The sequence below is a fragment of the Ktedonobacter sp. SOSP1-85 genome (genome assembly GCF_016587415.1).
Lineage (GTDB): Bacteria > Chloroflexota > Ktedonobacteria > Ktedonobacterales > Ktedonobacteraceae > Ktedonobacter.
Genome location: NZ_BNJI01000001.1, coordinates 5,213,486 through 5,223,805, shown reverse-complemented (window position 1 = coordinate 5,223,805; position 10,320 = coordinate 5,213,486). Strand labels below are relative to the sequence as shown.

Annotated in this window: 9 protein-coding genes; 4 read left to right on the top strand and 5 right to left on the bottom strand. The window is 54.3% G+C overall.

What is annotated here, in order from left to right:
• Both KTE_RS21780 and KTE_RS21775 read left to right on the top strand, forming a co-directional pair.
• Nucleotides 1–1,323 (top strand): TIGR02679 family protein, encoded by a 1,323-nt coding sequence (locus tag KTE_RS21780; RefSeq protein ID WP_201384576.1) that lies wholly within the window; start codon nucleotides 1–3, stop codon nucleotides 1,321–1,323.
• 259 nt (nucleotides 1,324–1,582) lie between these two features.
• Nucleotides 1,583–2,827, top strand: coding sequence for a hypothetical protein (locus KTE_RS21775; protein ID WP_201384574.1), 1,245 nt, complete (start codon nucleotides 1,583–1,585; stop codon nucleotides 2,825–2,827).
• Between the two features lie 76 nt (nucleotides 2,828–2,903).
• Here KTE_RS21775 and egtD read toward each other — a convergent pair whose 3' ends face one another.
• Nucleotides 2,904–3,872 carry an L-histidine N(alpha)-methyltransferase gene (egtD, locus tag KTE_RS21770; protein WP_201384572.1) on the bottom strand — a complete coding sequence of 323 codons (969 nt, stop codon included), beginning with the start codon at nucleotides 3,870–3,872 and terminating at the stop codon, nucleotides 2,904–2,906.
• Nucleotides 3,865–5,175 carry an ergothioneine biosynthesis protein EgtB gene (gene egtB / locus KTE_RS21765; RefSeq protein ID WP_201384570.1) on the bottom strand — a complete coding sequence of 437 codons (1,311 nt, stop codon included), beginning with the start codon at nucleotides 5,173–5,175 and terminating at the stop codon, nucleotides 3,865–3,867. The genes egtD and egtB overlap by 8 nt, the downstream gene beginning before the upstream one ends.
• A 222-nt stretch (nucleotides 5,176–5,397) precedes the next feature.
• Here egtB and KTE_RS21760 point away from each other — a divergent pair, with 222 nt between their 5' ends.
• Nucleotides 5,398–5,625 carry a DUF2795 domain-containing protein gene (locus KTE_RS21760; protein WP_201368837.1) on the top strand — a complete coding sequence of 76 codons (228 nt, stop codon included), beginning with the start codon at nucleotides 5,398–5,400 and terminating at the stop codon, nucleotides 5,623–5,625.
• Nucleotides 5,626–5,706: 81 nt separating this feature from the next.
• Here KTE_RS21760 and KTE_RS21755 read toward each other — a convergent pair whose 3' ends face one another.
• Genes KTE_RS21755 through KTE_RS49690 form a run of 3 tightly spaced genes read right to left on the bottom strand, consistent with a single transcriptional unit; the run spans nucleotide 5,707 to nucleotide 7,710 of the window.
• Nucleotides 5,707–6,696, bottom strand: a complete 990-nt coding sequence (locus KTE_RS21755) for a universal stress protein (RefSeq protein WP_201384568.1) — start codon at nucleotides 6,694–6,696, stop codon at nucleotides 5,707–5,709.
• Nucleotide 6,697: 1 nt separating this feature from the next.
• Nucleotides 6,698–7,546 (bottom strand): universal stress protein, encoded by an 849-nt coding sequence (locus tag KTE_RS21750; RefSeq protein WP_255552984.1) that lies wholly within the window; start codon nucleotides 7,544–7,546, stop codon nucleotides 6,698–6,700.
• Nucleotides 7,504–7,710, bottom strand: a complete 207-nt coding sequence (locus KTE_RS49690; protein WP_201384564.1) for a universal stress protein — start codon at nucleotides 7,708–7,710, stop codon at nucleotides 7,504–7,506. Before KTE_RS49690 ends, KTE_RS21750 begins: the two co-directional genes overlap by 43 nt.
• A 789-nt stretch (nucleotides 7,711–8,499) precedes the next feature.
• On the opposite strand from KTE_RS49690, the gene KTE_RS21740 reads away from it, so the two are divergent.
• Nucleotides 8,500–10,242 (top strand): glycosyltransferase, encoded by a 1,743-nt coding sequence (locus tag KTE_RS21740; RefSeq protein ID WP_201384561.1) that lies wholly within the window; start codon nucleotides 8,500–8,502, stop codon nucleotides 10,240–10,242.
• Nucleotides 10,243–10,320: the final 78 nt, after the last annotated feature.

Here is a 10,320-nt window from a genome sequence, read left to right as displayed (position 1 = left end):
ATGGAGCAGAACAAGCGCGATCAGGCCAATGTCCAGAGGGCAGTTGTCTTCTTTACGCAGGCTGGCCTGTCGCGCCTGCTCGCCAGACTACGCGACAAATATCTTGAGCTGGGGCAGGTCGGAGGGCAGATCATGCTGGAGGAGAGCACGCCCCAGGAGCGCCGCGAGATCGCCAGTTTTCTCGGCAAGCCCCCTTCTTCAGGCCCCACGCTCAAGGTCAGGGCGAGCGACGTTGATAATGCGCTCAGGCGTAGCGGCTTCGCCTGCACCCTCCCCGAGCTTCTTGCGGCCTTCTTCCCCGCCTCCGCGCTGGTGACGCGTCACCAGCGCCGTGCCACCCAGACCGCCTACCAACAGGCCTTTCGAGATGCACTCGACGCGCTTCGCGCATCCTTGCCAGAGGCAGCGCGAGGTCGCGCCTGGCTCACAGAGGGCACACATGGGCAAGAATGGCTCTTCTCACGCTACAAAAATGCCAGGCCAGAAGAGCAGGCACGACAACTGGAGATTATTGGCTATATCGCACGCATCCTCGACCAGTTATCGGGTGAGGCCATGCCGCAACGCCTGGCGCTTTTCGCCCAGCAAACCAGTGGCGACCCACATATGCTTGACCCCAACCGCGCAGCGGGACGACTGCTCTTGCTGGCACTCGGCGACCTCACGCATACACCACTCCAACCCGGTCTAAACCGCGAGGATGCCCTGCGCCTCTACATGGAGGTCGGCTTGCAGGTCGATACCATCTCCTCCTATGTTGTCGCCTTCAACCTTGCTAGCGCATCTTTTCAGGATGGCACGCCCGACCCAATGATCGCCGCCGCGGGAGAGCGCATTCTCCCCCTGACCCTGCGCCAACTGTGGGATTGGGGCAGGGTCCAGGCTGCCACCAGAGATATCTATATCATCGAGAATCCCCAGGTCTTCGAGGAAATCATTGACAACCAACCCAGCACTACACAGGCCCCCACCATCATATGCACCGCTGGCTGGCCCAGCGTGGCGGCCCTGACCCTGCTCGACAAGCTCATCTCAGCCACGCCCGATTCTCGGTTTCACTACAGTGGCGACTTCGATCTCAAAGGGCTCCAGATCGCTGCTCACTTTCTTGACCGTTATCCTGACCACTGCACCCTCTGGCACATCGATCCAGCGGCCTATATGCTCGCCCTCCAGGTCGGTGGCGTGCTCGCTCCAGCTCACGAGTTAGCCCAACTCAAGGCGCTCCCCACCATCTTCGCCCCTCTTGTGCAAGCGCTGCAAACACACCAGCAATGGGCCTATCAGGAAGGTATCGTCCACCTCCTCACAGCATTTGACTAACTGGTGCTGGCTTTGCGCCAGGATACATAATCGCGCACGCTCCCTTTTATGCGCCGCGCCGAATGAAGTGTTTCTCATTCTCCAAAGTATGCGTCCACCAGCGTTGATCATGTAAGATCACTTCTCATCCGCTTTGGCAACACGTTTTACTTCAATAGTACAACGGTCTTTTTTGCGCCGCTTTATCAAGCGCATAGATGCTCATACAATGTAAGGAGAACACTTCCATGGTTCAACAACCAGGTCGTTCCTGCCCCTCGTGTGGATCCCCCTGGGCGCGGGACAGCGCTTCTGCTCAAATTGTGGCTCAATCGTTGAGGAAGATATCAATAAGCCGACGGAACGTACGCCAGGGGAACTTCAGTATCGTGATCTCCAGCGGGAGGCAACCCAATGGAGTTCGCCCACACCCACGCCTCCTCCTCCTCCTCCTTCTCAAGGACCAGCCATCTCACAACAAGCCTATGAACGGCCTATGAATTACCAGCCTGTCCCGTCCTACGCTCAGGCCCAACCCTCTTCATCAGGGAAAGCACTCCGACAGATTGGATGCGGAACGGTACTTATCCTGCTAGTGCTACTCTCGCTCTGTGGCGGAGCGGGATACCTTGGTTTCCAATGGATCAAAGGCGCCGCCACCAGTGCTTCTCGCAGCACGCCATCTACCTATAACTCTAATGGCAATAGCTCAGATAACTCAGGCACCAGTGGTGGTTCAGTCATCACGACGGCACTCAATACCAAGGCCGTTACCTATGCCAGCGTCTCCATCAGCATCGCCAATGTTCAGCAGGCGAACAGCCTGCCAGGTGATGAGAATGGGAATCAGACGGGCCTGCTGCGCTTAAACCTGAAAGAGGATAATACCTCTTCAAAAGGATCGTATTATTACTACGGAGACGTCGCGCATCTGATTCTGCCCGGTGGCAATAGTATCGCGCCAGGCACCATGCAAAAATCTTCGGGTCCCGATGCCTCGACCAAGCGCGATAACTGGCTTGATTTCCCGGTAGCAACGAATATTAAGCCAGATCAGTTGACCCTGCGCCTGGGCAAGAGCACTGAAGCCCAGATTGATATTCCTTTGAAATCCGATGCAGACGTGGCGAAATACCAGCCAACGACGATCACACCCAATAAGCATGTCCAGTATGCCGATGTGACCTGGACGATTACCAGCGCCACACTGCAGATGAGCTTCCAGAGCAAACAGGCCGATAATGGAAAGCGCTTTGTCGTGCTCAAGCTGCGCATGGATAACACCAGTTCCAAGACGTTTATTGGCTACGATGGCGATTATATGCGTCTCCAATCTGGCGACACCACAAGCCCCCCAGACGGCGACAGTGATGTCCCTACCAGCGTCGACTCTAATCAATCAAACGTGACTGGTACTGCCGCTTTTATGATTCCCGATGGCAACCCCAATTGTACGTTTATCCTGTTAAATACGCCCTCTACTGGCTCTGTGCCACAACAAACCATTGACCTGCAATTCAAATAAGCCAGATAGTTTGTAGGTGGTATGGTAAAGCCCTGGCAGCTTGCGACTGCCAGGGCTTTACCATACCACCTACAAACTAGAGGGTTGTCAGGTACTGGACGCTAAAGAGCCGTTGCTCATCGCACCAGGCGCGTTCAACGCTAAAGCCTGCGGCCCGCGCCAAGCGCGCAAACTCCTCCAGGGAGTATTTATAGGAACTCTCGGTCCAGATGCTTTCGCCACGCTTAAAAGGGATCTCGATATCGTCGATATGCACAACCTGTTCCTCCAGGCTCACAAGATGCATCTCGATACGCCCCTCACCCGGATTATAGCAAGCGTAATGGCGAAATTGCGCGAGCTGGAAATCGGCCTCCAACTCCTGGTTGAGCCGCCGCAAGAGATTCAGGTTAAACTGAGCGGTGATCCCCTGCGGATCATTATAAGCATGGTGTAGGACCGTAAAGTCTTTTTTGAGGTCGACGCCGATGAGCAGCCCTCCACCTCTACAGGTGTGCGCGATCTGTTGCAGGAAGCGCCGGGCCGCCTTTGGCTCAAAGTTGCCAATTGTGGCCCCGGGAAAGTAGCCGATGCGCTGGCGTACCGCTCTCGCAGGCACGGGAAGCTCAAACTCACTGGTATAGTCGGCGCAGACAGGCAGTACTTCGAGCGCTGGATAGGCCAGCGCCAGGGCAATAGCCGCCTCCTTCAGATACGCTTTTGAAATGTCTATAGGAATATACCCCACCAGGTCCTTCAGCGTATCGAGTAACATGCGCGTCTTCAGGCTATTGCCACTCCCATACTCGACAAGCAAGCAGCCTGGCCCGAGCAATTCAGCAAGTTCTCCCACGCACTGCTGCATGATCCGCCTTTCGGTGCGCGTTGGATAATAGGCCTCCAGTTCGCAGATCTGAGCGAAGAGTCTGGACCCCAACTCGTCATAGAAGTATTTACTGGGCAGAGTCTTGGGCGACTGCTGCAACCCCTGTATGACCTCCTGCCGCAACGTTGTGCAGGTGGGAGCGCAATCAAGCAGTTGGAGTGTCAGATGCTTGCTACGCATGCGCCTCTACCCCCCTGGCCAGGCGAATGCCTGTAAATTGCCAGCGCGCATCTGGTGGGAAGAAGTTGCGGTAGGTTGGGCGAATATGTGAGAGGGAGGTAACACACGAACCACCCCGGAGGACAAACTGGTTACACATGAACTTACCGTTATACTCACCAACCGCTCCTGATGCAGGTCGAAAGCCTGGATAAGGAGCATAGGCACTCTGTGTCCACTCCCAGACATCGCCATACATCTGCATGGGACCCTCTTTCTGGAGCGCTGTCTGCATAGGTACAGGATGGTAGACGCCACTCTCCACAAAGTTCCCTCTCACGTCCAGGCCACTGGCCGCGACCTCCCACTCCGCCTCGGTCGCAAGTCTGGCATGCTTCCAGTGGGCGTAGGCATCGGCCTCGTAGTAGCTGACATGGCAGACAGGCTCGCCCTTGTTGACTGCACGCAGGCCGCTCAAGGTCATCATGCACCATTGACCATCCCGCTTCTCCCAGTAGAGGGGTGCCTGCCACTGCTGCTCTTGCACGGTGCGCCAGCCATCCGAGAGCCAGAGCGTGGGTGTGCTATAGCCGCCATCCTCGATAAACTCAAGGTATTCACCATTGGTGACCAGGCGTGAGCCCAGTTGGAAGGGCTGGACATAGGTTTTATGCCGGGGTCCTTCGTTGTCAAAGGCAAATCCCTCGCCTTTATAACCTATCCAGTAGACATCCTCCTGATAGGTTATCCAACTCAGGGGCGCCACCGAGAGCGAGGGAGAGGCAGGAGCCTCATGATAGGCGGGATTGAGAGGATTACAGGAAAGTACGTGCTTGATATCAGTAAGCATTAGCTCCTGGTGCTGCTGCTCATGATGCAGACCCAGCGTGATAATAGGTGTGAGAGCGCTCAGGCGGTTCTCGTCGAGATGCTCAAATAGGGCCTGCATGTGCTCATCGACATAGCGGCGATACTGGTAGGTTTCCGTAACAGTTGGACGAGAAATCAGACCGCGCTTGGGACGACAATGGCGCGCACCGACGCTATTGTAGTAGGAATTGAAAAGATATGTGTACTGGGGATGGAGCGAGGTATAGCCAGGTTGGGCGGCGGAGAGCACGAACGTCTCCCAGAACCAGCTCACATGGGCTAAATGCCATTTCGTCGGGCTGACATCTGGCATAGATTGCACAACATAGTCTTCTGTCACCAGCGGCTTACAGATCAGTTCAGAGAAGGCGCGCACCTGTTTGTACTGCTCAGTGAGAGCATGGCGGGAGTGGGTCAGGGCCGAGGATGTTTTGGGCTGCGCATAATCTACCATGAGTATTCTCCTTTAGTGGTGGCTTAACGCCCAAGGATATGCTGAATTAGTTTCTGCCAATGGTGCATTCGCTTTCAGCATACACGGCGCAAAAAACTACACGATGGCAGATTCTCTCACATCACTCTTTCCCCTTTGCTGCATGTTTATGATGAAAACAGACCCGTAAGCATCCCATGGATGCATAGATATTTGCTTGAGAAACAGAAAGGAAATACCAGAATGAACTTTGATATTACCCAGGTAGACCAGATGGTCAATAAGATTCCCTACCCTGTGTCCACATCCAATCTTAAACAGATGGCACAGCAGTTTAGCGGAGGCAATCCGCAGATTACGGCGGTTATTGATCGCCTGCCCGAAAAAACCTATAATTCGTCTGATGAACTCAAGAGTGACCTCCAAAAAAACCTGGGGAACCTGGGGAATATGGGGGGCTTCAAGCTCTAAACTAATTCCCTGGTTAGCTCGCTTCTATAGCGGGTGGGTACATGTTCCATGCTGTAAGGAACATGTACCCACCTGCTGCTACTATGCTTTACCAGGATCAGGACGTACCAGCAATACGGGCCTCGCCGCCGCCGCCAGGACGCGCTCAGCAGTGCTCCCCAGAACCCAGCGCTCAAAGCCCCCACGTCCATGTGTAGCAAGCGCTACCAGGTGACAAAGCTGAGCCGCTTCATCACTCTGACTGGTCTCAGCCAGGTGAAGCAGGGTATGAGCCGGGTCGCTCCCCTTCACAATCGCCCATGATAGCCGTACGCCGGTTTCCGCTCCAAGCGTGTCTTTCAACCTGGCAACCAGATTCTTGAGATACTCATATGCCAACGATGCCGCCTCTTCTTCAATGTTCTGGACGAGGCACGCGCGACGGTACAGGGCGAGTTCATCGCTAGAGAGTGACTGAATTACGCGTACCAGGTGCAATTCACCTTGCTGGGGTGCTGAGAGCAGAGACACCAGTTGCGCCACTGGATACAGCACTGACTCTGCCCACCTCGACCCATCCAGGCCAACCAGCGCGCAGAGCGCGCCTGGCTTCTCAAGCGTAAGGCATTCCTCAAGCAGGCATGCGCGACTCATAATGAGTACTGGCACATGACTATGGCGTGCCACCTTTTGCGCTACGCTTCCCAGCATCCAGTGCTTAAAACCGGTCCTCCCATGCGTGCTCATCACGAACATATCCACATGCTGCTCACGCGCAAAGGCTAGCAGAGACGATGCCGCCTCGCCATATAAGACCACTTGCTGAGTCTCTATACCAGCGACCGCTGACGTCTGAGCCAGGTGTGTGAGGTAGTTCTTCGCATCCTCCGCCGAGTCGACATCGTCATCGGCATACATATAGCAGGCATAGGGATTGGCAAGCGCCATATACGACGCCATGTTATCAATGACTCGCACCACGCGTGCCAGAAACAACGTTCCCCCCGCACGGCGCACAATGGCAGCGGCAAACGGGAGCACGCGTTCAGCAAACGCAGACCCATCCAGAGGAACCAGAACATTGTGAAACATCTTATGTCTCCTCTTCAGTCTCCTCTTCCCCTGTATGTTCCTCGACCCAGGCTGGACGCGTAATCAAAAGCGGCAACCGCGTACCATGCAACACACGCTCCGTCACACTACCCATGGCCCAACGCCGGATGCCACTCAGGCCATGCGTCGCCATCGCGATCCCATCACACCTGGGCATGCTCCCAAGACCATCCTGCGTATCGCCATGTTCGGCCACGCGCACAATGGCATTTGCGACGTCATTGTCCAGGATAACAGACCAGGTGACCATAAAGTTTTTTGGCGAGAGCGAGGGTTCCACCAGGCTCTCCTTGACCTTTTTAGTCATGGACTGCAAGTATTCTCCCGCCTTCTGCACCAGCTCGTGTCTACGCCCCCCATTTTCTAAAAGCTGTACATTAGCAGGAATGACATGCAGGAGATGCAATTGAGCAGGCGTTTGTGGGGCCAGGTCCGCCAGTAGAGAAGCCGCCGATATAAGCGCTGTCCTGGCTGGCGCCGAGCCATCCAATGGCACCAGCACGCGAAGAGGTTCAGTCGCGTCTGGATGTGGGCCCGCAGGCACCCCGCCCTCCTCTTTGAGCATCAAGACCGGGACTTTCGCGTGCCGTACGACTTTGGCTGCGACTCCGCCGATACGCCAGTGTGAAGCAGCATTTTGTCCATGGCTACACATTACAATACCATCCGCCTGCGTTTCAGAGGCCGCATTCAGAATGCTGGCGGCTGCGCTTCCACGCAGTAACAACATTTCGGTGGGGATGGGCGGCTCCGTTATCTCTGCCTCCTCCCCCGCTGGTGCAGGACTTAGCAAACTGTTGAGATACATCTCGGCCTCTCGCAGGCGCATCTCCACCAGGGGGCCTGTTCCACTGCCCAGAGATCACTTATTGGATCCACCACGTAAACCAGGACAATCGAGCCTCGTGTGGCACGCGCTATCCTTTTTGCTAGCGGAAGCGCGCGCTCTGCCCGAGGTGAGCCATCCAGGGGAACTAGAATGCGCTTAAACACTATTGTCTCCTCCTTTTGCTACCCATCTTGCCTGTCTCCTCTGCTCCCCACTGACATCCTCATCACACATTCAGTATAGTTTGCCTCCTGTATCTCAGCCACTAAGCCAACCAGCAGCCCATCTTTGAGAAATTCCACCAGGAATAGTGTGGAGGCTTTTCTTGTTTATATTGATAAAAATAGTTCACAGCTAAGCTGTAAAATAAGAAGGTCAGGTGGTGAGACGGGATCAAGCCATAGAGGAAAATGAAAGGAAGAGCTATATCCGTTTTTCTTAAGCCATTTATCGATGCTATGGTGTCCACGCCATAAAGTACTAGGGATTATGTTTCCAACAATAAGAGGCCGATAGTAGGGTATAGGGCACGGCAGACCATGTAATCGTGTGAGCGAAACTAGTCGCTGTGAAGCGGCGTTCACGGTTGTTCTTTCATGGTAAAGGGTTGCCTGCTCCATGTCGTTTAATTGCTCTCGCCCGAGAGGGGCGCAACTGGTTCAAGCAACCAGGAAGCGTTGGCATCATGGCTCATGACCTGGTACCGATGTAACCCGCTGGCGAAGTTATACTTAGTTACATATGAAGTGTAAAACCAAGGTCGCGGTTTTAAGCCCGATGCTGGTTCTTGAAATGAAGAAATAAAGAAGTACGCGATGTTGAAAAATGTTTACACTCCTGGTACGAGCAACGCAAGTACAAAACCAACTGCAAATCCAACTGCGAAATACGCTGGTATTCGACTAGAAGATAACACTTTACATATAGCAGCCACTCGTAAAAGCGAACAGGATGTGAAGTTCCATGCTTTTACTCAACCACTCCACCAGGATGGAGTAGAGCAGGTACTCACCTTTTTGCGCCAGGCAGCCCAGGAACACAATCTACAGTACATTGCCAGTACCTTTACGCACGATCCTCGCTTCCAGGATCTGCACTCTCGTCTCTGGCTCGAAGAGGATATTGTCCCCTTTCATCTGCCAGCAGATATGGGTACAACCCTGGCCTCAGGTATAAAGACGATGATGAAAACATTCGATGAGCAAAATATTGTGGACCCGGTACTCACCAGCGTCAATGAGGTTCTCCCATCGGAGCTGGTGACAAAGGAAGACTACCGTCGCGTCACGGCACCATCCAACTTTGCGCGCCTGGAAGCCCTGGCCCAGAGCCTACAGGGTCGAAAACTCATTTTCATCAACGCGACCCCGCGTGGTGGTGGCGTCGCCTTAATGCGCCATGCCCTCATCCGGCTTCTCCGCCTCTTTGATGTCGATGCCCACTGGTATATTCTTCAGCCCAGCAAGGAAGTTTTCGACATCACAAAGACTAAAGTACATAATGTCCTGCAAGCCGTCTCAAGTCCCGACACGGTGCTCACGCCTGAAGATATACAGGTCTACGAGTCCTGGACGGAAGAGAACGCGGCGATGCTGCACGAGGTTTTCACCCAGGCAAATGTGGTCGTGATTGATGATCCTCAGCCCGCTGGCCTTATTCCGCATATTAAGCGCGTCAATCCCGAGGCAAAGATCATTTACCGCTCACACATCCAGATCGTGAGTAGCCTGGCCAACCAGCCAGGTACACCACAGCATGTCACCTGGAGCTTCTTGTGGGAAAAGATTCAGCTCGCGGACTACTTTGTGAGCCACCCCATGAGCATGTTTATTCCAGATAATGTGCCCGCTAACAAGGTCTTCTACATGCCCGCGACCACTGACCCGCTCGATGGCCTGAACAAGCCACTGAGCGAGAAGCAGCTCGATACCTATATGCAGCTCTTCAATACCTACCTGGAAGCTGCCGGTCAGACTCCATTGGATGAAACACGTCCCTTCATTGTGCAGATCGCGCGCTTCGATCCCTCCAAAGGCATACCCGATGTACTGGACGCCTATCGCAAGCTGCGTGAGATGTTAGAGGAGCAGTGCCTACCCGTTCCACAACTGGTGATCGCAGGCAATGGTTCGATTGACGATCCAGACGGGGCGCCCATCTACAATCTCATCTGGAACATCCTGCAAACAGCTCCATATGCCCGTTTCGCGCATGATATCAAGGTGTTACGCCTGCCACATCGCGACCAGGTGCTCAACATGCTGCTGCGCAGAAGCAAAGTGGTGCTTCAGCTCTCAACCAAAGAGGGTTTTGAGGTCAAGGTGACGGAGGCCCTGATGAAGGGGAGGCCCGTTATTGCCTATAATGTGGGGGGTATTCCACTCCAAATCGAGGATGGTATTACCGGCCACCTGATCGAGCCAGGCAACACGACCCAGGTGGCGAAGCATCTGTATACTCTGCTTACCGAAACAGAGAAGTATCAGCGCATGAGCCAGGATGCCGCCGAGCGCGCTAATAGCGATTACCTGACGCTACCGAACGCCATCAACTGGCTCTTCCTGGCACAGCAACTCCTACAGGATACCCCTATTGAGGGGAACTACCAATGGGTCAAACGCCTGGCAGAGGAGCAGATTCCCGTAGACCTTGCTCCAGAAATACTCCAGCTCGATATGCAAGAGCTTTCAGCGTAACGCTAGACACCTCTCATTCCTTCACCACGGTTGTCTAATAGCGTTATGATATGAGGACTCGTTCTCAGAGATGGGAAC

What these genes read in the sequence shown, in the direction of transcription:
- KTE_RS21780 (WP_201384576.1), top strand. Translation starts at nt 1, where the DNA reads ATGGAGCAGAACAAGCGCGATCAGGCCAATGTCCAGAGGGCAGTTGTC.
- egtD (WP_201384572.1), bottom strand. Translation starts at nt 3,872, where the DNA reads ATGCGTAGCAAGCATCTGACACTCCAACTGCTTGATTGCGCTCCCACC.
- egtB (WP_201384570.1), bottom strand. Translation starts at nt 5,175, where the DNA reads ATGGTAGATTATGCGCAGCCCAAAACATCCTCGGCCCTGACCCACTCC.
- KTE_RS21760 (WP_201368837.1), top strand. Translation starts at nt 5,398, where the DNA reads ATGAACTTTGATATTACCCAGGTAGACCAGATGGTCAATAAGATTCCC.
- KTE_RS21755 (WP_201384568.1), bottom strand. Translation starts at nt 6,696, where the DNA reads ATGTTTCACAATGTTCTGGTTCCTCTGGATGGGTCTGCGTTTGCTGAA.
- KTE_RS21750 (WP_255552984.1), bottom strand. Translation starts at nt 7,546, where the DNA reads ATGCGCCTGCGAGAGGCCGAGATGTATCTCAACAGTTTGCTAAGTCCT.